Source organism: Pseudomonas sp. LBUM1640 (genome assembly GCF_059716225.1).
Genome location: NZ_CP166816.1, coordinates 5,871,864 through 5,896,054, shown reverse-complemented (window position 1 = coordinate 5,896,054; position 24,191 = coordinate 5,871,864). Strand labels below are relative to the sequence as shown.

Sequence of the window (24,191 nt, the reverse complement as noted above, 5' to 3'; positions counted from 1 at the left end):
GGTGGCTCAGGTCAAACGTATCCGTCGCAACGTCAGCGGCATCATTCTGCTCGACAAGCCCATTGGCTTTACCTCCAATGCCGCCTTGCAGAAGGTTCGCTGGCTGCTTAATGCCGAGAAGGCCGGGCACACCGGCAGCCTCGACCCCCTGGCCACCGGCGTGCTGCCGTTGTGCTTTGGTGAGGCGACCAAGTTCTCGCAATACCTGCTCGATTCCGACAAGGGTTACGAAACCCTGATGCAGCTTGGCAAAACCACCACCACGGCCGACGCCGAGGGTGATGTTTTGCAGGTTCGCGATGTGACCGTTGGTCGTGCTGATATTGAAGCTGCTTTACCCGGTTTTCGCGGGCAAATCAGTCAGATACCGCCGATGTACTCGGCACTCAAGCGTGATGGCCAGCCCCTTTACAAGCTGGCACGTGCGGGTGAAGTAGTGGAGCGCGAACCGCGTTCTGTTACTATTGCGCGCTTGGAATTGCTCGCCTGTGAAGGCGACACTGCCCGCTTGGCCGTGGACTGCAGCAAAGGCACCTATATCCGTACCCTGGTGGAAGATATTGGTGAAAAGCTCGGTTGCGGCGCGTACGTAGCAGAACTGCGACGCACCCAGGCAGGGCCTTTCAGCCTGGCCCAGACGGTTACGCTGGAAGAGTTGGAAGCGGTACATGCCGAAGGCGGCAATGAAGCAGTTGATCGCTTCCTGATGCCATCGGACAGCGGTTTGCTGGATTGGCCATTGCTGCACTTCTCGGAGCACAGCGCGTTCTACTGGCTCAACGGCCAACCGGTACGTGCCCCGGACGCTCCGAAGTTCGGCATGGTGCGGGTACAAGATCATAACGGTCGCTTTATCGGTATCGGTGAAGTGAGCGAAGACGGGCGTATAGCGCCGCGTCGACTGATTCGGTCAGAATGACCGGACGAGTGTGGCTGTTAACAGGCACGGTCAACACTCATTTTTAGATACAGGGATTTGTCCCTGGCCTGTTGAAACCGTCCTTTGGATGGTTTCCTGAAAAAAGGATTGCCTCATGGCTCTCGACGTTCAAGAAAAAGCACAAATCGTTGCTGACTATCAGCAAGCTGTTGGTGACACTGGTTCGCCAGAAGTGCAAGTTGCACTGCTGACCCACAACATCAACAAGCTGCAAGGTCACTTCAAGGCCAACGGTAAAGATCACCACTCCCGTCGTGGTCTGATCCGCATGGTAAACCAGCGTCGTAAGCTGCTGGACTACCTGAAAGGCAAGGATCTGGGTCGTTATCAGGCTCTGATCGGTCGCCTGGGTCTGCGTCGCTAATAAGCGATTGCGCTAGAGGTTGGTTGTTTGCCGTGTGTCAGTGGGATTCCCGCTGGCCCATGGCAGGCTCCCAGCCTCAAGTTTTATCTGGATACACGTTTTACCCTGGACTAGGGTCGGGCCGATTCCCGACATTGCCCAAGAATTTCGCAAGAAAACAAGTTCCCCAAGAGCCACAAAGAAGGTAGGACACCGTGAACCCGGTTATCAAAAAATTTCAGTTCGGTCAGTCGACCGTTACCCTCGAGACAGGCCGTATCGCCCGTCAAGCCTCCGGCGCAGTGCTGGTTACCGTTGACGACGACGTTACCGTATTGGTAACCGTTGTTGGCGCCAAAACCGCTGACCCAAGCAAAGGCTTCTTCCCTCTTTCCGTTCACTACCAGGAAAAGACTTACGCTGCCGGTAAGATCCCTGGCGGTTTCTTCAAGCGTGAAGGCCGTCCTTCCGAAAAAGAAACCCTGACTTCCCGACTGATCGACCGTCCGATCCGTCCGCTGTTCCCAGAAGGCTTCATGAACGAAGTGCAGGTTGTCTGCACCGTCGTTTCCACCAGCAAGAAGACCGATCCGGACGTCGCTGCGATGATCGGTACTTCGGCTGCCCTGGCCATCTCCGGTATTCCTTTCGATGGCCCGATCGGCGCTGCCCGCGTTGCTTTCCACGAAAGCACCGGCTACCTGCTGAACCCGACTTACGAACAACAGAAAGCTTCGAGCCTGGACATGGTTGTAGCCGGTACTTCGGAAGCCGTGTTGATGGTTGAATCGGAAGCCAAAGAGCTGACCGAAGACCAGATGCTGGGCGCTGTACTGTTTGCTCACGACGAGTTCCAGGTTGTGATCAACGCCGTTAAAGAGCTGGCTGCTGAAGCCGCCAAGCCAACGTGGGCCTGGGCTCCACAAGCTGAAGCGACTGAACTGCTGGGCGCTATTCGCTCCGAGTTCGGCGCTGCCATCTCCGACGCCTACACCATCACCGTCAAGGCCGATCGTTACGCGCGCCTGGGCGAGCTGAAGGATCAGGTTGTAGCCAAGCTGTCCGGTGAAGAAGGCCAGCCTTCTTCCAGCGAAGTAAAAGCTGCATTCGGCGAAATCGAATACCGCACCGTTCGCGAAAACATCGTTAACGGCAAGCCACGTATCGACGGTCGCGACACCCGTACCGTACGCCCGCTGAACATCGAAGTCGGTGTTCTGCCGAAGACTCACGGTTCGGCCTTGTTCACCCGTGGTGAAACTCAGGCTCTGGTAGTCGCGACCCTGGGTACTGCCCGTGACGCACAGCTGCTGGACACCCTGGAAGGCGAGAAAAAAGACCCGTTCATGCTGCACTACAACTTCCCTCCGTTCTCGGTAGGTGAGTGTGGTCGCATGGGTGGCGCTGGTCGTCGCGAAATCGGTCACGGCCGTCTGGCCCGTCGTTCGATCTCGGCCATGCTGCCAGCTGCCGACGTGTTCCCGTACACCATCCGTGTTGTGTCGGAAATCACCGAGTCCAACGGTTCCAGCTCCATGGCTTCCGTTTGCGGTGCTTCCCTGGCGCTGATGGACGCCGGCGTTCCAATGAAGGCACCGGTTGCCGGTATCGCCATGGGCCTGGTTAAAGAAGGCGAGAAGTTCGCCATCCTGACCGACATCCTCGGTGACGAAGACCACTTGGGCGACATGGACTTCAAAGTAGCTGGTACCGCTAAAGGTGTTACCGCGCTGCAGATGGACATCAAGATCAAAGGCATCACCGAAGAGATCATGGAAATCGCTCTGGGCCAAGCCCTGGAAGCGCGCCTGAATATCCTCGGTCAGATGAACCAGATCATTGGTCAGTCCCGCACTGAACTGTCGGAAAATGCTCCGACCATGATCGCGATGAAAATCGACACCGACAAAATCCGTGATGTTATCGGTAAAGGCGGCGCGACCATTCGTGCGATCTGTGAAGAGACCAAGGCTTCGATCGACATCGAAGACGACGGCTCCATCAAGATCTTCGGCGAAACCAAGGAAGCTGCAGAAGCTGCACGTCAGCGCGTTCTGGGCATCACCGCTGAAGCCGAGATCGGCAAGATCTACGTCGGTAAAGTTGAACGCATCGTCGACTTCGGCGCATTCGTCAACATCCTGCCGGGCAAAGACGGTCTGGTTCACATCTCCATGCTGAGCGACGCTCGTGTTGAGAAAGTGACCGACATTCTGAAAGAAGGCCAGGAAGTGGAAGTATTGGTACTGGACGTGGACAACCGCGGCCGTATCAAACTGTCCATCAAGGACGTAGCAGCAGCCAAGGCCTCGGGCGTTTAATCACCCCCAGTCTTACGCTGAAAAAGGGACCCTTCGGGGTCCTTTTTTTATGTGCGCCAGGCATGGCGCGTTGCGCGAAGCGCAACCAGCTTGGCTGTGGTGGCCTCGCTGGTGACTTGGAGGTGAAAGTCCTCTACACACCCGGCAAGGGGAAGTGTTAGCCAGAGGCAAGGGTGTCGCGGGTGACTGCGAATCTGAAGGAAGCCCGAGGCAAAATGCTGGCCTGACGAACAGGAAGCGGATAGAGGCGGCGTAGCGGGGTAAGACGGCATAAATCGTTAAAGCCCAATACTTGCACGGAACGCTACGACGTATATCCGACAGGCATAAGCAGGAAGGTCGCGCGAATTACCCTGGGAGATCTGCAGGTTTGCCACTGTGCTACCGAGCGTCGAGAGGCGACGGGATGAACATGCAGAAGTCAGCCGAGGCCGTAGTAAGTGGCGAAAAAAAAAAAAAACCACGCCACCAAGGGCCGAACAGGTTATGCCGCCAGTAGGCGTCAGAGTCTCGTCGAATGTCGATAAAGCAGAAATCTCTCAACACGAGAGCTGTAACCCCAAGTCCCGGACGGAATCCGGGGTTTGCGGCTGGCAGTGCGCAGACATCGGCGGCGTCTGTGACGTGGACGAACGCGGAGCCGGACACGCTGATGGCGCGGGTGCTTGCACCCGCCAACCTCAAGCGTGCGTATCAACGCGTGGTCAGCAACAAGGGCGCACCGGGTGCCGATGGCATGACGGTCGACCAGTTGGCGGGCCACGTGAAACAGTATTGGCCGACCCTCAAGGCTCGGTTGCTGGTCGGCGAGTATCACCCGCAAGGTGTACGCGCTGTCGAAATCCCCAAACCCAAGGGTGGAACACGCCAACTGGGTATCCCCAATGTCGTGGATCGCCTGATCCAACAGGCTTTGCTGCAACAGCTCACGCCGATCTTCGATCCCCTGTTCTCGGATTACAGCTACGGTTTTCGTCCGGGCAGAAGCGCCCATCAAGCCATCGAAACAGCCCGTGACCATGTTGCAGCGGGCCACCGCTGGTGCGTGGAACTTGATCTTGAGAAGTTCTTTGATCGAGTGAATCACGACGTGTTGATGGCCAAAGTTGAGCGTCATGTCGAAGACAAACGCGTACTCAGACTGATCCGCCGTTACCTTGAAGCGGGAGTTATGTCGGGCGGGATCGCCAGCCGACGGCAGGAAGGGACGCCGCAAGGCGGCCCGCTCTCGCCGTTGCTGTCGAACATCCTGCTCAACGAACTCGACCGGGAGTTGGAGCGGCGGGGCCATCGCTTCGTTCGTTATGCCGACGATGCGAACATTTATGTACGTAGTCGTCGTGCTGGCGAGCGAGTGCTGGCAGGAGTTGAGCGTTTCTTGAATCAGCGTCTGAAGCTGACGTTGAATCGGGAAAAGAGCCGCGTGGCACGGCCGTGGGTCTGTGATTATTTGGGTTATGGGATGAGCTGGCATCAACAGCCGAGGCTAAGAGTGGCAACGATGAGCCTGGGCCGCTTGCGTGATCGACTCAGAGTTCTTCTGCGCGGAGCGCGGGGTTGCAAGATGGTCAGGACTATCGAGCGAATAAACCCTGTTTTGCGCGGTTGGGCGGGCTACTTCAAGCTGAGTCAGGGCAAAAAGGCCCTCGAAAAGTTGGACGGCTGGGTGCGGCATAAACTTCGGTGTGTCTTGTGGCGCCAATGGAAACGGCCCTCCACGAGGGCGCGTAACCTAATACGCTTGGGGCTCACTGAAGATCGCGCCTGTAAATCTGCCTTTAACGGTCGAGGCCCATGGTGGAACTCGGGAGCGTCACACATGAATCAGGCGTTGCCGAAGAAACTGTGGGACAGACTCGGGCTGGTCTCAATACTGGACACGATAAACCGGCTTAACCGCATAACCTGAACCGCCGTATACGGAACCGTACGTACGGTGGTGTGAGAGGACGGCGGATGTGAATCCGCCTCCTACTCTATGCGCGTAGGAAAATGCCGGAAAATCAGACGCTTAGTAAATCCCAAAAGCCGCAACTTGCATGCAGGCACGGTCTACTTCATGCAAGTTGCACGATTTCGAAAATACAGATATTTTATAAGTCACTGTTTTATATAGATTTAATCCGATCAAGTGACTTGGCACACTGCCTGCAATATCCCTGTTAACGCTGCAGCATCAAGGTTTACCCACTGCAGACTTTTAATAAAACAGGAGTTACTCGTATGAAGAAGTTCGCGCTCGCTACTGCTACCGCTCTGACCCTGGCCATGGGTGCTAACGTGGCCTTTGCTCAGACTTCCCAAGCTCCAATGACCCTGGCCGCTGGCGAAGTGACCAAAGCCAAAGAGTCCACTTCGGATACTTGGATCACCACCAAAGTCAAAGCTGACCTGCTGACTGAAAAAGGCATTCCTGGCTCGGACATCAAGGTTGAAACCAACAAAGGTGTGGTTTCCCTTTCCTCGACAGTTGCCATCTCTGACTCGCAGAAAGCCACTGCGGTAGCCATCACCAAGCGCATCAAAGGCGTGACCGCTGTTTCTGCTGACGGCCTGCTGGCGGGTGGCGCAACTAAAGCCGACAACGTCGACAAAACCAAAGGCGCAGCAGCTGACGCCAAAGGCGCCACCTCTGACACCTGGATTACCACCAAAGTGAAAGCTGACCTGGTAACCGAGAAAGGCATTCCTGGCACCGACATCAAGGTCGAAACCAACAAGGGCGTAGTTTCCCTGTCCTCTTCCGTCGCTGTGACTGAAGCACAGAAAACTACCGCGGTGAACATCACCAAGAAAATCAAAGGCGTTAAAGCTGTATCGGCTGATGGCCTGAAAGCAGAGTAACGCTTGACCATTCGTCTGAACTGAATAGCGGCGGCTTAGGGTGAGTTAGATATCCACCCAATGCACCTCTGGAGTTCATGCGACCGACCACACGGATGTGGTCATTACAGGCCTCGGCACTTGTGTCGGGGCCTGTTCTATTGTGGGTTGGAATACATTTTCAGCGCACATGAAGATCAAAAAAATGTGGGAGCGGGCTTGCTCGCGAATGCGGTCTATCAGTCACTGGATACTTGTCTGATACACCGCATTCGCGAGCAAGCCCGCTCCCACATTTAGATACGTATTGCTTGCCGGTTACTCCGCATCCAGATGCATCGGCGTCACTACCCGGCCATCCTTCTCTGCCTGCCCGAGGTTGGCGTCAATGAAGTACACCCGGTCATCTTCCAACTGGCCCTTGTCCACCAAGTAGTCCTTGATGGCACTGGCTCGATCTTGCCCCAGTTGGCGCAGCAACACGTCACTGGCGCCCCAGAACTTGATCAAGCCATCCCGCAGTTTTGCTGTGCGGTCATCGCTGCTCAAGTCCTTCCATTCGGCCGGTGGTTGTTGTTTCAGGCGCGTGCGGTAGATGCCTTCCAGCAACGGCGCCTTTTCCTTCTCGGGCACAACCAGCAACGAGGCCTGGGCCGGGACTTTGTCGCCGCGACGCTGGAGGATCTTGTAGTAGTTGTATTGGTATTCACGTTCCAGGCGCTCAGTAGCCAGGAATGGACCGTCGCTGCTGGCCGCCGCTGTGCCTTCGATTTCCAGGCGCAGGGTAGGGCGCTCTTTCAGCGCCTTGGCCAGGGTGTTCAAAGCGCCTTCAGCGTCTTTGTTCAGCTCGCTTGAGCCTGCGGCGAACGACACATTGCCCAGGTCTTCCGAGCCCCCGCCCGTCACCAGCCCCCCGATAAATTTGAACGGCGCCGTTGCCGCGCGCACCACCAGGTTACGCAGGGTCTGCCACACAATCGGCATCACACTGAACTGCGGGTTGTTCAGGTCGCCCGTCACCGGCAGTTCAATGGAGATCTTCCCGTCAGAGTCTTTGAGCAGGGCAATTGCGAGGCGAATCGGCAAGTCCACGGCATCGGCGCTGTCGACTTTCTCACCCAGTTGCAGCTGTTCAACCACCACTTTGTTTTCAGCCTTCAACTGGCCTTTGGTGATCACATAGTGCAGATCAAGGTTGAGGCGGCCTTTGCGAATGCGGAAGCCGGCGAATTTGCCTGAGTACGGTGTCAACGTGGTCAGCTCGACGCGTTTGAAGCTGGTGGCGATATCCAGTGCCGCCATCGGATCAAACGGGTTCACGCTGCCTTTGATGGTCACTGGCGCATAGCGATCCACCTTGCCCTTGATGTCGACACTGGCCGGTTTGGCTTGGCGACTGTCAATGGTGCCGATCTGCCCGTTGAGCTGCTGAATGGCCGTCGCGAAGTTAGGCGTGAGGCTGAAGTCGGCAAAGTTGGCCGAGCCGTCGTTGATCGCAATCTGGCCGATATGAACGCCCAACGGCTTGTCTTTACTCGCCGCTGGCTTGGCCGCTGATTTGGCACCACTGTCGGCGGGCTGCGGGATCAGCAAATCGTCGATGTTGGTAGTGCGGTCATCGTTGATCATGAAGCGCGCGTACGGCTGCAGCAGGTTGACCTTGTCGATCGACAGGCTGTCGCCGTGCTGATAATTCACGCCTTCCAGCACCAGGCGTTGCCATTTTAGGAAGTCGCGTGTCTTGAGCGTGTCCAGGGTGTGCAATTGATCAACCTGGGCGCGGCCGGTGACCTGAAGCGCTAATGGCTCAGTGCTTTTCAGGTTCACGTCCAGATTACTGCCGAGCATGCCGCTGCGCAGTTCCAGGCGAATGAACGGGCTGATATAGGACTGGGCGACCCGCAGGTCGATGTCCTGGGTATTCACTTTGAGTTTGGCGCTGACCGGGTTGAGGTTGACCTCGCCGGTTGCCTGGATCTTGCCTTGTTTACCCAGGCCGGTGTCGACCTTCAGGGTAAAGGGGCTGCGGTTGAGGCTGTCGAAGTTCTGCACGTCGACATTCAGTGGGCCCAATTCCAGTGCTACGGCAGGCTTGGCCGCACGGTCGGCCAAGTGCACCTGATAGTTGCGCAGTTGCACATCTTTGAGCAGCACTTGCCAAGGTTTGCTTGGCGCTGCGGGTGCGGCTTTTGGTGAGTCGGCGGTGGCTGGCGCGGTAGCAGGTTCCGGCGCCTTGGCCGATTTGCTCGGTTGGCTGGCAAACAGTTTCTGCCAGTCCAACTGGCCATCGGCCTCGCGGGCTGCCCAGGTTTCCAGCTTGTTGCTGCGAATCTTGCCGACAACTACTTGCTGCTTGGCCAGGTCCACCGTGGTGTCGCTGACGTCCAGGCGCTCCAGGCGCACCAATGGGCGACCATCCGGTGCCTTGATTGCAAACGGCGCGATGCTGGCGGTGGTGTTGGTCAGGTTCAGTTCGGTTTCTTTGGCCAGGCTGAGTTTGTAGTGGGTACTGAAATTCAGCACGCCGTCTTCAAGCACCAGCGGCACTGAGTCTCGCACATACGGCCACCAGGCTTTCATCTTGCCGTCGGTGACTTTCAGCGTGCCCTCTGAGGTGATCGGCACCAGGCTGAAATTACCTTTCCAGTCGATCTGCCCGCCCTGTGGGCCGGCGGCCACCAAGGTCATGTCGGCATTGTCTTCCGGCAAGGTGCTGAGGTTTTTCAGCTCAAAGTCGAGTTTGTCGTAGAGGAATTCGATCGGTTCGCTAGGGCGCAAATCTTGAAAGTGCACGTAACCGCCGGCCAGCTTGATGCTGTCGATACGCAGCGGAAACGGCTTGGCATTCGGGTCGGTTGGCGTCGGCTCGCTCGGCGGCAGCTTGAACAACTGCGCGAGGTTCAGTTGGCCGGCTTTGTCGAACAGCAGCTCGGTCTTCGGCTGGTCGAGTTGCACATCGGCCAGGTGCAGGGCGCGGGTCCAGAGGCTGTCGATCTGCAGGTTGGCATAGAGACGCTCGAAACCCACTTGTTCTTTGCCCGGTTCGCCGATCTTCAAGCCCCATGCCGTCACTTCCAGGCTGAACGGGTTGAGCTCGATGCGCTCGATGCGTGCCGGCACCGTGGCGTAATTGGCCAACTGTTGGTTGGCAATGCGAAGGGCGATGCCCGGCAGAATCAGAAAGCCCAGCAAGCTGTACAGAGCCAGGGCGGTCAACAAGGCGCCAGCGGCGCGGATCAATCCTTTGGGCATGAGTGACGCCATCTATGTCGAACAGGAGTGCCTTGGAGTATGGCACGGGATTTCGGTTCCGAAGCACGGGGCTTCTTGGGAAAAGTACTACAGCTGCAGGATCAGGGTTTTCAAGGGCGGCTGCTGGTCCTGGGAAGGAAAGTCGGCGCCTGGCGTCATGATTTGCCAGTCGCGTACCGGGCGACCGGCTTTTTCGGCGCAGCGCAGCACCTGCTCACGCCAATCGTCCATGCTGACCTTCGCCAAGTTGTTGCAGCAGATCAGCACGCCATTGTCGGCGGTGGCCAACAGTGCTGGCTTGAGCAGGCTCTGATAGTCGCGCAACAGATCGACAGTGCCGAAGGCGCTTTTGGCCCAAGCCGGTGGGTCGAGCAGTACCAGATCAAACTGGCGCTGCTCAAGGCGTGGGTAGCTCGGCAGTTTTTGCCCGCGTCGCTGGGTGATCGGCAAGCCCGCCAGTTGGCGAATTGCCGGGAAGTAGTCGGACTGCACGAACTCCATGGTCGGCAGCTGCGGGTTCAGCAGGCCGTTTTCGCGACCGACCGTCAGGTTGCCCTCGGCGAAGTCCAGGTTGCACACCTCACGGGCGCCACCGGCTGCCGCGCTCAGGCCGACGCCGCAAGTGTAGGCGAACAGGTTGAGTACGCTTTTGCCGGTGCTGTGTTCCTTGACCCAGCCACGGGTATTGCGCAGGTCCAGGAACAGCAGCGGGTCTTGCCCGGCATGGCGGCCACGCACGCGGTAATTGAGGCCCCATTCGTGGCCGACCAAGTCTTCCAGCGCGGCAGGTTCGGCGCGGTACACCGTGTCTTCACGGTCGATCCGCGAGTTGCCCCGGGAGCGGTCGTTGTACACCAGCAACAATTCCAGGCCCATGAACTGGTTGATCTGTTGGTGCAGGTCCAAAAGGTCGGCCGTTTCCAGGCACTGGTGAAAGCTTTGCACCAGCAATTGCGGGCCGTAACGGTCGATAGTCAGGCCGCCGGCGCCTTCCTGGCTGCCGTGGAACAGCCGGTAGCAGTCGGTGCCCTGGGCATGCAGCTCGTTGATCAAATCTTGGCGATGATCGAGGGCGGCGCGCAGCGCCTGATTCAAGGGAGTCATGGAGCGCGCCTTGCTTGCTAGTCAATATGGGCGCGGAGTTTAACAGTTATGGCGCGCCGCCTACATCAACCCCATCCGCCGATGGGCGCGCTGCACCGAACCATTGCGCATCGCCCAGCGCAGTAATGGCGCGCTGCGCTTGACCCCGGCGCGGATCATCTGGCGCTGCAGCGGGCTCTGGTCCCGGCCCGAACAGGCCTGGGTCGCCCTTGGGGTTTTCCAGGTCCAGCTGGCCCAGTGACAGGCCGGTAAGGCTCATCAGCTGGGTTTCGATACGGCTGCGGATAAATTCCATGGCGACTCAGGGGTTCCTAGCGGTTCAGGCGTTTGTCGATCAGGCCATCGACGACGCTGGGGTCGGCCAGGGTCGAGGTATCACCCAGGCTGTCCAGTTCGTTGCAGGCGATCTTGCGCAAAATCCGCCGCATGATCTTGCCGGAGCGGGTTTTCGGCAGGGCAGGTGCCCATTGAATCAGTTCCGGTTTGGCAAAGCTGCCGATTTCCTTACTGACCAGATCGAGCAGGTGTTTTTTCAACTCATCGGTGGGCTCGACACCATTCATTGGGGTGACGAAAGCGTAAATCCCCTGGCCTTTGACGTCGTGGGGGTAACCCACCACGGCGGCTTCGGCAACCTGGTCGTGCAGCACCAGGGCGCTTTCCACTTCGGCGGTGCCGATACGGTGGCCTGAAACGTTGATCACGTCATCGATGCGCCCGGTGATCCAGTAATCGCCGTCCTCATCGCGCCGTGCGCCGTCGCCGGTAAAGTAGTAGCCAGGGTAGGGTTTGAAATAGGTATCGATCATGCGCTGCGGGTCGCCGTAGACACTGCGAATCTGCCCTGGCCAGCTGGCTTTGATCGCCAGCACGCCACTGCCGGCGCCGCTGATCTCTTTACCTTGCTCATCCAGCAGCACGGGCTGCACACCGAACATCGGCTGGGTCGCGCAGCCGGGCTTGATGCGCTGGGCGCTGACCAGCGGGCTGAGCATGATGCCGCCGGTTTCGGTCTGCCACCAGGTATCGACAATCGGGCAACGTTGCTCGCCCACGGCGTTGAAGTACCAGTCCCAGGCTTCCGGGTTGATCGGTTCACCGACGCTGCCGAGCAGGCGCAGGCTGGCGCGAGAGGTGTTCTCCAGCGGCCCGTGGCCCTCACGCATCAAGGCGCGCAGCGCGGTGGGCGCGGTGTAGAAGATATTCACCTGATGCTTGTCGATCACCTGCCAGAAGCGTGAGCTGTCCGGGTAGCTCGGCACACCTTCGAACATCAGTGAAGTAGCGCCATTGGCCAGCGGGCCATACACGATATAGCTGTGGCCAGTGACCCAACCCACGTCTGCGGTGCACCAGAACACTTCGCCGTCGCGGTAATCGAGCACGTACTTGAAGGTCATCGCTGCCTGCAGCAGGTAGCCGCCGGTGGTGTGCAGCACGCCTTTGGGTTTGCCAGTGCTGCCGGAGGTGTAGAGGATGAACAGCGGGTCTTCGGCGCCCATCGGCTCGGGCGGGCAGTCGTCGCTGGCGGCATCCAAGGCCTGCTGGTACTTGAGGTCACGATCCTTGACCCAGATCTGGTCAGCGCCCGTGCGTTCCACTACCAACACGGTGCTGACGTTCGGGCAACTGGCCAGGGCCTTGTTGACATTCTTTTTCAGCGCTACGGGCTTGCCGCCGCGCACGCCTTCATCGGCGGTGATTACGGTGCGGCAGTCGGCGTCGAGAATACGGTCGCGCAGGGCGTCCGGTGAGAACCCGCCGAAGACCACTGAATGCACCGCGCCAATCCGCGTGCAGGCCAGCATCGCGTAGGCGGCTTCGGGGATCATCGGCATGTAGATGCACACCCGGTCGCCTTTCTTCACGCCTCGGCTTTTCAGCACATTGGCCAGGCGGCTGACGTTTTGGTGCAGTTGGCGGTAGGTGATTTTGGAAGATTGTGCAGGATCATCGCCCTCCCAGATGAAGGCCGGCTGATCGGCGCGCTGCGCCAGGTGGCGGTCAATGCAGTTGTAACTGACGTTCAGTTGACCGCCGGCAAACCATTGGGCGGCGCCGGTCTTGATGTCTGACTGCTGGACGGTGTCCCAGGGTTTGATCCAGTCGAGAAAACCCTTGGCCTGTTCGGCCCAGAACGAGTCGGGTTGCTCAACGGATTGGCGATAGAGGCGCTGGTAGTCGGCTTGACTGAGCCGCGCAGCACGGCGGACGGCATCGGCGGTGGGGAATGTGCTGATATCGAACATGAGCGGTCCTTATTCTTGTTTTCGGGACAAGTCATAAAGATGCACGCTGTGGGAGGAGGGTTCAAGGCCAACGTCCAAACGAACGTTGGCCATGAGGGACCGGCTTCAGCCGCGGTGACGACCGCGGAAGTAGTTGATCAGGCCCTGGGTCGACGCATCGTCAGCCAGGGTTTCTTCGGCGCCGGTCAGGCGGTTGTAAACGCCCTTGCCCAGCTCTTTGCCCAGCTCAACGCCCCATTGGTCGAAGGCGTTGATGCCCCAGATCACGCTCTGCACGAACACTTTGTGTTCATACATGGCCACCAATGCGCCCAGGCGACGCGGGCTGATGCGTTCAACCACGAGGGTGTTGCTCGGACGGTTGCCCGGGATCACCTTGTGCGGCGCCAGCTTCTGTACTTCGGCTTCCGGCAGGCCTTTCTCGCGCAGTTCGGCTTCGGCTTCGCTGCGGGTCTTGCCGAGCATCAGCGCCTGGCTTTGCGACAGGCAGTTGGCGTACAGCCACTGATGATGGTCGGAGACCGGGTTGAAGCTGACGATCGGCACGATGAAGTCGGCCGGGATCAGCTGGGTCCCTTGGTGCAGCAGCTGGTGGTAAGCGTGTTGACCGTTGCAACCTACGCCACCCCAGATCACCGGGCCGGTATCGGTGGACACCGGCGTGCCGTCCTGGCGCACGCTTTTGCCGTTGGATTCCATGTCCAACTGCTGCAAGTGTTTGGTGATGTTACGCAGGTAGTGATCGTACGGCAGGATCGCATGGCTCTGCGAACCCCAGAAGTTGCCGTACCACACGCCCAGCAGGCCCAGCAGTACGGGCATGTTCTGTTCGAACGGGGCGTGCTGGAAATGCTGGTCCATGGTGTAGGCACCGGACAGCAGTTCCTTGAAGTTGGACATGCCGATGGCCAGGGCGATTGGCAGGCCGATGGCCGACCACAGCGAGTAACGGCCGCCGACCCAGTCCCACATCGGGAAGATGTTTTCTTCGCGGATCCCGAAAGCCACGGCTGCCGCGTTGTTGCTCGATACGGCGATGAAGTGGCGGTACAGCTCGGCTTCCGAGCCGCCCTGGGCCAAGTACCAGGCGCGCGCGGCCTGGGCGTTTTTCAGGGTTTCCAGGGTGTTGAATGACTTCGACGAGACGATGAACAGCGTGGTCTCGGCGCGCAGCTTCATGGTCAGCTCGTGGAACTCGCTGCCGTCGATATTCGCCAGGTAATGGCAGCGCACGCCTTTATGGGCGTAGGACAACAGCGCCTCGGAAACCAGCTCCGGGCCAAGGAACGAGCCACCGATGCCGATGTTCACCACGTCAGTGATCGGCTTCTCGGTGTAGCCACGCCACAGGCCATCGTGGATACGGCCCACGAGGTCGGTGATCTGGTTCAGCACCTTGTGCACGTCCGGCATGATGTTCACGCCGTTGACCGACAGCTTGTCACCCACCGGGCGGCGCAAGGCGGTGTGCAGGGCAGGGCGGCCTTCGGAGGAGTTGACCGGTTCGCCGGCGTACAGCGCATCAATCGCGGCTTTAAGGTCGACTTCCTTGGCCAGTCCCACCAACAAGTCACGGGTTTGGGTCGTGATCAGGTTTTTCGAGTAATCGAGGAAAAGCCCGCAGCTGCTCAAAGTGAACTGGGAAAAGCGCTGGGGGTCGGCATTGAAGGCTTCGCGCATGCTGAAATCCTGCATGGCTTGGCGATGTTGATTGAGCGCTTGCCAGGCGGGCAGAGCGGTAACGTCATGAGGAGTGCGGTAGTACGCCATCGCTGCGGGTTTCCTTTTTATTACGGGGACTGCCTTTAGGACACTTCTGAGTTCGGAACGTCCAGTCTTTTATCAAGCGCTGGGTGCCGGACAGCGCTAACCAAGAGCGCAGGGCGATTACATTAAACCTAGCGTGTCGATATGTCTTGGCTTTGTCTGCGCTGTAGCCGGTACTTTTTTATACCGGCACAGCGGGGAGGGCAACAGCTGCGCTGTTTTTGAAGCAGAAAAGGCGGGGGGGGTCAGGCCAGGTTCAGGTGCAAGTTGTCGATCAGGCGAGTCGCACCCAGATACGCGGCCACCAGGATCACTACGTCGCGATCCTCAGCCGTAGCCGGCCGCAGGTGTACGCCGTGGCGCACTTCCAGGTAATCCATGCGCAGCCCGGCGGCTTCGATTTGTTGGATCTGCTCGGCGCGCAGTGTGGCGAAATCGTGATCACCGCCTTTGATCGCCGCGGCAATCTGGCTAAGGCTGCGGTACAGCACGGGTGCAATGGCGCGCTGCTCGTCGGTGAGGTAGCCGTTGCGCGATGACAGCGCGAGGCCGTCGGCAGCACGCACGGTCGGCTCGCCGATGATCTGGATGGGCATGTTCAGGTCATGCACCATGGCGCGGATCACTGCCAGTTGCTGGTAATCCTTCTGGCCAAACACGGCCATGTCCGGCTGGACCATATTGAACAGTTTGCTGACCACCGTGGCCACACCTTCAAAGTGCCCGGGACGGCTGGCGCCGCACAGGCCTTCGGACAATTGCGGGACACTGACGCGGGTCTGGCCGGTCATGCCGCCGGGGTACATTTCTTCGACGGTCGGCGCGAACAGCAGGTTGCAGCCGGCTTGCAGCAGTTTTTCCTGATCGGCCGCGAGCGTACGTGGGTACTTGTCCAAGTCTTCGCCTGCGCCGAATTGCAGCGGGTTGACGAAGATACTCGCCACCACAAAATCCGACTGCTGCGCGGCCTTGGTCACCAGGGTGGCGTGGCCGCTGTGCAGGTTGCCCATGGTGGGCACAAAGCCAATGCGTTTGCCGGCGCTGCGCGCGTGGGCGACGGCAGAACGCAGTTCTCGTACGGTTTTAACGGTGTTCATGCAGAAAATCCGTGTTCGGCGCCTGGGAAAGTAACGGCTTTGACTTCAGTGACGTAAGCGCTCAAGGCGGCCTGGATGCTGTCTTGGCCGGCCATGAAGTTCTTCACGAACTTCGGCGCGCGGCCAGTCAGTGACAGGCCGAGCATGTCGTGCAAAACCAGCACCTGGCCGTCGGTGGCGGAACCTGCGCCAATGCCGATTACCGGCACTTTGACTGCCTGGGTGATTTCCGCTGCCAGTTCGCTCGGCACGCACTCCAGCAGAATCATCGCAGCACCGGCTTGTTCCAGTGCGATGGCATCCGCGCGCATCTGGCGTGCCTGGGCTTCATTGCGGCCTTGTACCTTGTAGCCACCGAGGATATTCACCGACTGCGGCGTCAGCCCCATGTGCGCGCACACCGGCACACCACGTTCAGCCAGCAGTCGGATCGACTCGGCGAGCCACACGGCGCCTTCTACTTTGATCATGTGCGCACCGGCTTGCATCAGCTTGCCTGCGTTCTGAAAGGTTTGTTCGAGGGTGGCGTAGCCCATGAACGGCAGGTCGGCAATGATGAAGGCGCCGTCGTTACCGCGTTTGACGCTGGCGGTGTGGTAGGCGAGTTCATCAGTGGTGACGGGCAGGGTGCTGTCATTCCCTTGCAAAACCATGCCGAGGGAGTCACCCACCAGTAGCACCTCGACGCCAGCCTGGCAGCTGGCCTGAGCGAAGGTGGCGTCATAGCAGGTCAGCATGGTGATTTTTTCACCTTTGAGCTTGAGGCTCTGCAAGGTGGTCAGGGTAATGTCTGGCATGAAAAGGGTCCTCGTTCAGGCGCTTGGAAACAGCGAGTAACGCGCGTGAGTCTTCGTTTATACAGGCGCACTGTCTTGAGAGCAGTGCTTATAAGGCCTGGATTGCGCCCTTCAGCGCCGGGTTGGCGGCAGCGGGACGCCTATAGTCGTGATGAGGGCTCGGTAAGTCAATTGGATGTGTTACCGCATTGTTACGAGTGCGGTGTTACCGCTGTTACTGATGCGATTCAGCACGTTGAACGCCGCTTTTGACGGCCTGTGAGATTAAATGTGGGGGACTGCATCAGGCGGTAGAGAGGCGTTCCAGGCCGACAAACGGGCAGGCCGTCAGCAGCGCTTTTAGCGTACGCCCGTCGGGCAGTTGCAGCTCGGCGGGTGCCAGCTCAGCCAGTGGGTACAGCACGAACGCGCGCAGGTGCATCTGGTAGTGAGGCACTTTGAGGCGCGGTTCGTCGATCAGGCGATCGCCAAACAGCAGGATATCCAGATCGAGTGTGCGCGGGCCCCAACGCTCAAGGCGCTCGCGGCCCTGGTCGTTCTCGATGGCTTGCAGCGCATCGAGCAGTTCCAGTGGCGCGAGGTTGCTGTCCAGGGCCGCGACCGCATTGGTGTAGCGCGGTTGGCCTGGGAGCAGGGAGTCACTTTGATAGAAGGCGGACACGCCAGCGAGTGCAGTGCCTGGCAAATGCGCCAGCGCCTCAATGGCGCTGCGCAATTGCTGGTCCGGGGCAGCCAGGTTGCTGCCCATGCCAATGTAAATACGTTCCACGTTTATTCGCCTGCGGCGCCCGAGGCATCCGCGTTGCGCTTACGTTTGCTGCCGGAGCTGCGGCGACGTTTTTTAGGGCCTTCGCCGGCGCCATCGCCTTTGCTGCCAAGGTCGCGAATCATGTCGCGGCGTTGGCTGTCATTGGCATCCTGGTAGTCGGTCCACCATTCGCCCAGGCCGTCGGTCTGCTCGCCGGCGCTTTCGCGCAGCAGCAGGAAGTCGTAGCCGGCGCGAAAGCGCGGGTTGTCCAGCAGCAGGTCGGCGCGTTTGCCGCTGCGGCGCGGCAGGCGCTCCTGCATGTCCCAGATCTCGCGGATCGGCATGGTGAAGCGTTTCGGGATAGCGATGCGCTGGCACTGCTCGGCGATGAGCTCGTGCGCGGCCTCTTGCATGGCCGGGATTGGCGGCATGCCTCGGTCTTGCAGGCGCAGTACGCGCTTTGGCAGGGCTGGCCACAACAGGGCGGCAAACAGGAACGCCGGGGTCACCGGTTTGTTCTGTTTGATGCGCAGGTCGGTGTTGATCAAGGCTTCGCTGATCAGCGTGTGCGTATACGTCGGGTTGTATTCCAGGGCCTCGGCGCTGGCCGGGAACAATGGATCGAACAACTGCAGGTCGACGAGCATTTCGAAGGTGTCAGCGGCATACCCGGAGAGGAACAGCTTGAGCACTTCTTCGAACAGGCGTGCCGAGGGAATCTCCCGCAGCATGGGGGCCAGCTTGCGGATCGGCGCGGCGGTGTGTTTCTCGATACCGAAGTTCAGCTTGGCGGCAAACCGCACCGCGCGCAGCATGCGCACCGGGTCTTCCTGGTAGCGCTGCGTCGGGTCGCCGATCAAGCGGATCAGGTTGTTGCGAATATCGTGTACGCCATTGGCGTAATCGAGGATGCGCTCGCTGACCGGGTCGTAATACAAGGCATTGATGGTGAAGTCGCGGCGTTGCGCGTCTTCTTCCAGGGTGCCGTAGACGTTGTCACGCAGGATACGACCGCTCTCGTTGCGGGAAGACTGATTGGTGTCTTCCTCTTCATCGTTTTGCGGATGGCCTGCGCGGAAGGTCGCGACCTCGATGATTTCGCGGCCAAAGTGGATATGCACCAATTTAAAGCGGCGGCCGATGATTCGCGCATTGCGAAACTCGGCACGCACTTGCTCGGGCGTGGCGCTGGTGGCGACGTCGAAATCCTTGGGCGTGATATTGAGCAACATGTCACGTACGCAGCCGCCCACCAGATAAGCCTGGTAGCCGGCGTTTTGCAAACGTTCGACGATGTTCACCGCATAACGGCTGAATTGAGCACGCTGCAATGAATGCTGATTGCTGTTAAGCACTTCAGGCGTGCTGCGAATGTGTTGCGTACGACGCAAGGGGGAACGGAATGACTGGAACAACTTCTTCAGCATGGGATGCACTGTTTGAAGGAATGTTCGGCCATAACGAAGAATGACCGCATGATGGGCCGGGATTCTAGCATTTAGTCGAGGGATGGTGTAGGAACAAGCTGCAGGCGTTGCGCCATAAGCTTAAAAGAAGGGTGGAGCCGGTCAAATGCCGGAAACTACAAGGGGAGCCGAAGCTCCCCCAGAAGTAGTTGCGTGCTCTATTTTTATTATTGATTTCGGGCTTCTTGTTTTTGTTGATCGCCCTCGCCATGAAGCTTCACCTTCATGACACTCCCAATCGGGAGTCAAGAGCAAACGGATTGCTTTGGTCGCTGTGTTGCTGATCTACGATCCAACCAGTTCAGGCTCTGCCTTAGGGCAGTTTTTGTTGTTCTCGGCCTGGTTGCGGGGCAAGCCCCAAATGCAACGCCTCTCCAAAAGAATCAGTTAGCTGCGCCTCCGCCGTGTTGTTTTTATTGTGCGTGAGTCGATTCGTCTTATTTTTATTGTCTGGTACTGAGCTTGTTATTGTTTTTGTACTAAGCATATAGCAGGGTGCGTGCCAACTTTTGTACCGCCCAGCAAAACCGGGGTTTTTAGGTGGTTTCGGCTTTTTTGAGGGCCAAAAAAAGCCGGGGCTTCGTTACCGTAAGCCCCGGCTTTTGTTACGCGAAAAAGCTGCGGTAACAGTTTTTTCACATCTGAGGGTGTTACCTGTGGGGGCGCGCCCTCAACTCTCGCTGGCCACCCCGGTCTTGCGCCGTGGAATGCCCAGGCGTTGGCGCCGTTCCCACAGGCACTTGCGGCTTACGCCCAGCTTGCGTGCCAGCTCGGTCTCGGTCATGTGGTCCTGATGCTCAAGGACGAAGTGCTGGAAGTAATCTTCCAGTGACAAATCCTCGGTCGGCTCATGGCTGGTATTGCTACCGCCCTGTTGTGGGGCCAGGCCAATGAAATCGTCGTCCTCCAGGTCACTGAGCTCGATATCGATGCCCAGCAGTTCTGCAGAAATCTCCGGGCTCTCCGACAGGATTACCGCGCGCTCTACGGCGTTCTCCAGCTCTCGCACGTTACCCGGCCACGAGTAGTGCCGAATCGCCTGCTCGGCGTCCGGGGCAAACGTGAGGTCGGTGCGGTTGATGCGCGCGCTCTGGCGCAGCAGGAAGGCGCTGGCGATCTCGTTGACGTCGGCGCCACGCTCACGCAGGGCCGGCAGCTTGAGGGCGATCACGTGCAGGCGGTAATACAAGTCTTCACGGAACTGGCCGATCTTGGCCAGGCTCTTCAGGTCTCGGTGGGTCGCGGCGATCAGGCGCACATCGACCTTCTGTGACTGTACCGAACCCACGCGGCGAATCTCGCCTTCCTGCAATACGCGCAGCAAGCGTGCCTGGGCTTCCAGGGGCAATTCGCCGATTTCGTCGAGGAACAAGGTGCCGCCGTCCGCCGCTTCCACCAGGCCCGCACGCCCGGCGCTGGCGCCGGTAAACGCGCCTTTCTCGTGGCCGAACAGTTCGGACTCGATCAAGGATTCAGGGATCGCCGCGCAGTTCACCGAAATCATCGGCGCCTTGGCGCGCTTGGACAGGTTATGCAGGGCGCGGGCCACCAGTTCTTTACCGGTGCCCGATTCGCCCTGGATCAATACATTGGAATCGGTAGGCGCCACTTTGCGGATCTTGCTGTAAAGATCCTGCATGGGCGGGCAGGAGCCGATGATGCCGATCTCGCCATTGCTGTTGTCGACGCCTGGCTTGTCCGCACCGTTGGCAGCCTTGCCGGCGGGCCGCTGTTCGGCGGGCGCGCTGCTGGCCGACTGACGGTCGCGCAGGATGCGGGCCACGGCCTGGAGCATTTCGTCGTGGTCGAAAGGTTTGGCGATGTAGTCCACCGCGCCCATCTTCATCGAGTCCACGGCTGAGCGCAGGCTGGCGTAGCTGGTCATGATCAGCACCGGGGTGCCCTGACCAAGCTTGATCAGTTCGGTGCCGGGCGCACCCGGCAGGCGCAGGTCGCTGACAATCAGGTCGAACGTGGGAATGCTGAATCGCTCTTGGGCTTCCTGCACCGAGCCGGCTTCGCTGACCTGGTACTGATTACGTTCAAGCAGGCGACGCAAGGCAGAGCGGATAATTGTTTCGTCTTCGACGATCAAAATGTGCGGCATTGATTCAATTCTCTCGACGGTCTCAGTTCACAGCGGACGTCGCTTCGACATGACGCGGCAAGGTCACCCGTATACGGGTGCCGCGTTGGCTTTCGGTGTCAGCCGGGCTGTCGATGGTGATTTGTCCATAATGCTCTTCAACGATGGAATAGACCAGTGCAAGGCCCAGACCGGTGCCTTCACCTGGGTCCTTGGTGGTGAAGAAAGGTTCGAACAATCGGTCCATGATGTTCTGTGGAATACCGCTGCCTTCGTCTTCCACGATCAGATCGACCGTGTGCTCGAAAGCCTCGCTCTTGACGCGTACCGCGCTGTGCGGCGGGGAGGCGTCGCGGGCGTTGGACAGCAGGTTGATCAACACCTGCGCCAAGCGTTGGGAGTCGCCGTCGACCCAGTGGTCGGGGTCGCACAGATTGAAGAACTGTACTTCGAAATTGCGCCGGTTCAAGGCCAGCAGCCCAATGGCATCCTGCGCGACTTCAGCCAGGCACACGGCCTCGTCCTGATTCTGATGCGCGCCGGCGTGGGCGAAGCTCATCAATGACTGCACAATGCGTGAAACGCGCTTGGTCTGCTCAAGGATTTGCCCGCTGATTTCGGTAATTTCACCGTCTTCTTCACGCTCTTCGCGCAGGTTCTGCGCCAGGCATGCGATACCGGTGATCGGGTTGCCAATCTCGTGGGCCACACCCGCCGCCAAACGGCCAATGCTGGCCAGGCGCTCGGAGTGCACCAGTTTGTCCTCGAGCATCTGCGTATCGGTCAAATCTTCCACCAGCAATACCAGGCCGCTGTTGCCAGGCGCCAACGGCTCGTCGATGGCGGCTTTGTGCAGGTTGAGCCAGCGGGTCTGGCCATCCAGCGCCAAGTGCTGCTTGTGCAAATGCTCGTCCGGCAGGTTGATAAAGCCCTGCAGCAGTTCTTTCCACGGATCGCCCAAGGTGTTCAGACGCGAACCCACCACCCGCTGGGCGGCGATGCCGGTCAATTCTTCCATGGCCTTGTTCCACATCAGGATCTCTTGATCCTTGGCCAGCGAGCACACGCCCATCGGCAGTTCCTGCAGGGTCTGGCGGTGGTAGCGGCGCAATGCATCGAGTTCGGCGGCAAGGCCGGTGAGGCGTGAGTGGTAGTCCTCCAGCCGGCTTTCGATGAAATGGATGTCTTCGGTAACGTAGTTTTCGCCGCCGGCCTTGTAGGGCAAGAACGTTTCGACCATGTCCTGGGACACGCTCGGCCCCATCAGCCCGGACAGGTTGGCTTCGATACGGTCACGCAGACGGCGCAGCGCATACGGGCGGCGCTCGTCGAATGGCAGGTACAGATCGCGCAGCGCCTGTTCGACTTCCTTTTGCGCAGCTTTTGCGCCCAGCGGTTTGGCCAGTTGCGTGGCGAATTCCTGGGGCGAGGCAGCATGCAACTCGCGGCGTTGCGGGCGGCGCACGTTGTCCACCGCGCAGGCTTCGGCGGCGCTGGTTTCTTCGGGGCTGGCGTTGGTGAACAGCGAGATCAAGGTGAACATCAGCACGTTGGCGGCCAGCGAAGCAATCGCTGCCATGTGCCAACTGGTGTCGTCCAGTACGTAAATCATGTTCAGCAGTGGAATGTAGAACCCCTGCAAGTTGCCGACCAGCGGCAGCAGCATGGTGACAATCCACACCAGAATCCCCGCCAACAGCCCGGCGATAAAACCACGGCGGTTAGCGGTCGGCCAGTACAGCACCGACAACACGCCGGGCAGAAACTGCAAGGTGGCGACGAACGCAACGATGCCTAGGTTGGCCAGGTCTTGCCCGGCGCCCAGCAGCAGGTAAAAACCATAGCCGGCCATGATGATCGCGACGATCAGCGCGCGGCGCGTCCATTTCAGCCAGCGGTAGATATTGCCTTCGGCCGGCGGCTGATACAGCGGCAATACCAGGTGATTGAGCGCCATGCCCGACAGTGCGAGCGTGGTGACAATGATCAAGCCACTGGCTGCCGACAAACCGCCGACGTAAGCCAGCAGCGCCAGGGATTTGCTGTTGGCGGCAATACCGACGCCGAGCGTGAAGTATTCCGGGTTGGTGGTCGCCCCAAGCTTGAGGCCGGCCCAAAGGATCAGCGGCACCGCCAGGCTCATCAGCAGCAGGAACAGCGGCAGGCCCCAGCTGGCGCTGACCAGCGAGCGCGGGTTGAGGTTCTCGGTGAACGTCATGTGGTACATGTGCGGCATCACAATCGCCGAGGCGAAGAACACCAGCAACAGCGTGCGCCATGGGCCTTCCTGCAGTGGTGTGTGCAGGGCGGCGAGGGCAGTCTGGTTTTGCAGCAGCCACAGCTCCAGCTGTTGCGGGCCATCGAATACGCCATACAGCGCATACAGGCCGACGCCGCCGATGGCGATCAGCTTGATCACCGACTCAAAGGCAATCGCAAACACCAGGCCTTCATGCTTCTCACGGGTGGCGATATGGCGCGAGCCGAAGAAAATCGTGAACAGGGTGATCAGCGCGCAAAAGGCCAGGGCGACGCGATGCTGCACCGGCTCGCGGGTGAGGATGCTGATGGAATCCGCCACGGCCTGGATTTGCAGGGCCAGCAGTGGCAGCACGCCGAGCAGCATGAATATCGTGGTCAGCGCGCCGGCCCAGGTGCTGCGAAAACGGAAGGCAAACAGGTCCGCCAGGGACGACAGCTGGTAGGTGCGGGTGATTTTCAGGATCGGATAGAGCAACACTGGTGCCAGCAGGAACGCCCCGGACACCCCGAGGTAGCTGGACAGAAAGCCGTAACCGTACTGATAAGCCAGCCCGACGGTGCCATAAAACGCCCAGGCGCTGGCGTAGACGCCCAAGGACAAGGTGTAGGTCAATGGATGGCGAATGATCGCCCGCGGAATCATTCCGCGCTCACTGATCCAGGCCACGGCGAACAGCGCGGCCAGGTAGGCGGCGCTGATCAGCAGCATCTGGGTGAGGCTAAAGCTCATCGGCATCTTTTTGGCTCTGCAGAATGAAGGTCACGACGATCAGGATCAGCCACAGCAGATAAGGGCGATACCAGGCGCCCGTGGCGTCGATCCACCAATCCATGATGGCGGGGGAAAACAGGTAGATCCCGACGACCAGCAGCAGGACCAATCGATAGATGTACATGTTGGCCTCTGATTAAAAAACTGCGGCGATGGTAACGGAT

The 24,191-nt window shown here is 59.3% G+C and carries 15 protein-coding genes and 2 pseudogenes; 5 read left to right on the top strand and 12 right to left on the bottom strand.

Features of this window, described 5'->3' with window-relative positions:
- Position 1 precedes the first annotated feature (1 nt).
- From truB to ACA065_RS26175, 5 genes and pseudogenes are all read left to right on the top strand, one after another.
- Positions 2 to 919, top strand: a complete 918-nt coding sequence (gene truB, locus ACA065_RS26195) for a tRNA pseudouridine(55) synthase TruB (RefSeq protein WP_016976825.1) — start codon at positions 2 to 4, stop codon at positions 917 to 919.
- 115 nt (positions 920 to 1,034) lie between these two features.
- Positions 1,035 to 1,304: a 30S ribosomal protein S15 gene (gene rpsO, locus ACA065_RS26190; RefSeq protein ID WP_003176135.1), complete on the top strand. Its 270-nt coding sequence runs from the start codon at positions 1,035 to 1,037 to the stop codon at positions 1,302 to 1,304.
- 194 nt (positions 1,305 to 1,498) lie between these two features.
- On the top strand, positions 1,499 to 3,604 hold the full coding sequence (pnp, locus tag ACA065_RS26185; RefSeq protein ID WP_099584795.1) for a polyribonucleotide nucleotidyltransferase: 2,106 nt from the start codon (positions 1,499 to 1,501) through the stop codon (positions 3,602 to 3,604).
- A gap of 486 nt (positions 3,605 to 4,090) precedes the next feature.
- A pseudogene (ltrA, locus tag ACA065_RS26180) lies at positions 4,091 to 5,513 on the top strand (group II intron reverse transcriptase/maturase).
- Between the two features lie 314 nt (positions 5,514 to 5,827).
- Positions 5,828 to 6,448 carry a BON domain-containing protein gene (locus ACA065_RS26175; RefSeq protein WP_497692128.1) on the top strand — a complete coding sequence of 207 codons (621 nt, stop codon included), beginning with the start codon at positions 5,828 to 5,830 and terminating at the stop codon, positions 6,446 to 6,448.
- Between the two features lie 297 nt (positions 6,449 to 6,745).
- Here the strand turns inward: ACA065_RS26175 and ACA065_RS26170 are convergent, their stop codons facing one another.
- The 12 genes and pseudogenes from ACA065_RS26170 to ACA065_RS26115 form a co-directional block, all read right to left on the bottom strand.
- A complete protein-coding gene (locus ACA065_RS26170; RefSeq protein ID WP_497692127.1) occupies positions 6,746 to 9,679 on the bottom strand; it encodes a DUF748 domain-containing protein in 2,934 nt (977 codons plus the stop codon).
- 87 nt (positions 9,680 to 9,766) lie between these two features.
- On the bottom strand, positions 9,767 to 10,783 hold the full coding sequence (locus tag ACA065_RS26165) for a class I SAM-dependent rRNA methyltransferase (RefSeq protein WP_497692126.1): 1,017 nt from the start codon (positions 10,781 to 10,783) through the stop codon (positions 9,767 to 9,769).
- Between the two features lie 184 nt (positions 10,784 to 10,967).
- Positions 10,968 to 11,078 (bottom strand): annotated as a pseudogene (locus ACA065_RS26160) (oxygenase MpaB family protein); the annotation flags it as partial.
- A gap of 16 nt (positions 11,079 to 11,094) precedes the next feature.
- Positions 11,095 to 13,032, bottom strand: a complete 1,938-nt coding sequence (gene acs, locus ACA065_RS26155) for an acetate--CoA ligase (RefSeq protein WP_497692125.1) — start codon at positions 13,030 to 13,032, stop codon at positions 11,095 to 11,097.
- A gap of 105 nt (positions 13,033 to 13,137) precedes the next feature.
- The gene (pgi, locus tag ACA065_RS26150; RefSeq protein WP_497692124.1) at positions 13,138 to 14,802 is read right to left on the bottom strand and encodes a glucose-6-phosphate isomerase; all 1,665 of its coding nucleotides are present in this window, start codon (positions 14,800 to 14,802) and stop codon (positions 13,138 to 13,140) included.
- Positions 14,803 to 15,044: 242 nt separating this feature from the next.
- A complete protein-coding gene (gene panC, locus ACA065_RS26145) occupies positions 15,045 to 15,896 on the bottom strand; it encodes a pantoate--beta-alanine ligase (protein WP_497692123.1) in 852 nt (283 codons plus the stop codon).
- Positions 15,893 to 16,693 carry a 3-methyl-2-oxobutanoate hydroxymethyltransferase gene (panB, locus tag ACA065_RS26140; protein ID WP_497692122.1) on the bottom strand — a complete coding sequence of 267 codons (801 nt, stop codon included), beginning with the start codon at positions 16,691 to 16,693 and terminating at the stop codon, positions 15,893 to 15,895. The genes panC and panB overlap by 4 nt, the downstream gene beginning before the upstream one ends.
- Positions 16,694 to 16,976: 283 nt before the next feature.
- Positions 16,977 to 17,462 (bottom strand): 2-amino-4-hydroxy-6-hydroxymethyldihydropteridine diphosphokinase, encoded by a 486-nt coding sequence (folK, locus tag ACA065_RS26135; protein ID WP_497692121.1) that lies wholly within the window; start codon positions 17,460 to 17,462, stop codon positions 16,977 to 16,979.
- A gap of 2 nt (positions 17,463 to 17,464) precedes the next feature.
- Complete coding sequence (locus ACA065_RS26130; protein ID WP_497692120.1) at positions 17,465 to 18,868, bottom strand: polynucleotide adenylyltransferase PcnB; 1,404 nt, start codon at positions 18,866 to 18,868, stop codon at positions 17,465 to 17,467.
- 709 nt (positions 18,869 to 19,577) lie between these two features.
- A complete protein-coding gene (locus ACA065_RS26125) occupies positions 19,578 to 21,014 on the bottom strand; it encodes a sigma-54-dependent transcriptional regulator (RefSeq protein ID WP_497692119.1) in 1,437 nt (478 codons plus the stop codon).
- A gap of 22 nt (positions 21,015 to 21,036) precedes the next feature.
- On the bottom strand, positions 21,037 to 23,991 hold the full coding sequence (locus ACA065_RS26120) for a sensor histidine kinase (RefSeq protein ID WP_162530298.1): 2,955 nt from the start codon (positions 23,989 to 23,991) through the stop codon (positions 21,037 to 21,039).
- Positions 23,975 to 24,151 carry a hypothetical protein gene (locus ACA065_RS26115; protein WP_003176118.1) on the bottom strand — a complete coding sequence of 59 codons (177 nt, stop codon included), beginning with the start codon at positions 24,149 to 24,151 and terminating at the stop codon, positions 23,975 to 23,977. Before ACA065_RS26115 ends, ACA065_RS26120 begins: the two co-directional genes overlap by 17 nt.
- Between the last annotated feature and the right edge of the window lie 40 nt (positions 24,152 to 24,191).

What these genes read in the sequence shown, in the direction of transcription:
- rpsO (WP_003176135.1), top strand. Translation starts at nt 1,035, where the DNA reads ATGGCTCTCGACGTTCAAGAAAAAGCACAAATCGTTGCTGACTATCAG.
- ACA065_RS26175 (WP_497692128.1), top strand. Translation starts at nt 5,828, where the DNA reads ATGAAGAAGTTCGCGCTCGCTACTGCTACCGCTCTGACCCTGGCCATG.
- ACA065_RS26170 (WP_497692127.1), bottom strand. Translation starts at nt 9,679, where the DNA reads ATGCCCAAAGGATTGATCCGCGCCGCTGGCGCCTTGTTGACCGCCCTG.
- ACA065_RS26165 (WP_497692126.1), bottom strand. Translation starts at nt 10,783, where the DNA reads ATGACTCCCTTGAATCAGGCGCTGCGCGCCGCCCTCGATCATCGCCAA.
- acs (WP_497692125.1), bottom strand. Translation starts at nt 13,032, where the DNA reads ATGTTCGATATCAGCACATTCCCCACCGCCGATGCCGTCCGCCGTGCT.
- pgi (WP_497692124.1), bottom strand. Translation starts at nt 14,802, where the DNA reads ATGGCGTACTACCGCACTCCTCATGACGTTACCGCTCTGCCCGCCTGG.
- panC (WP_497692123.1), bottom strand. Translation starts at nt 15,896, where the DNA reads ATGAACACCGTTAAAACCGTACGAGAACTGCGTTCTGCCGTCGCCCAC.
- panB (WP_497692122.1), bottom strand. Translation starts at nt 16,693, where the DNA reads ATGCCAGACATTACCCTGACCACCTTGCAGAGCCTCAAGCTCAAAGGT.
- ACA065_RS26130 (WP_497692120.1), bottom strand. Translation starts at nt 18,868, where the DNA reads ATGCTGAAGAAGTTGTTCCAGTCATTCCGTTCCCCCTTGCGTCGTACG.
- ACA065_RS26125 (WP_497692119.1), bottom strand. Translation starts at nt 21,014, where the DNA reads ATGCCGCACATTTTGATCGTCGAAGACGAAACAATTATCCGCTCTGCC.
- ACA065_RS26120 (WP_162530298.1), bottom strand. Translation starts at nt 23,991, where the DNA reads ATGCCGATGAGCTTTAGCCTCACCCAGATGCTGCTGATCAGCGCCGCC.
- ACA065_RS26115 (WP_003176118.1), bottom strand. Translation starts at nt 24,151, where the DNA reads ATGTACATCTATCGATTGGTCCTGCTGCTGGTCGTCGGGATCTACCTG.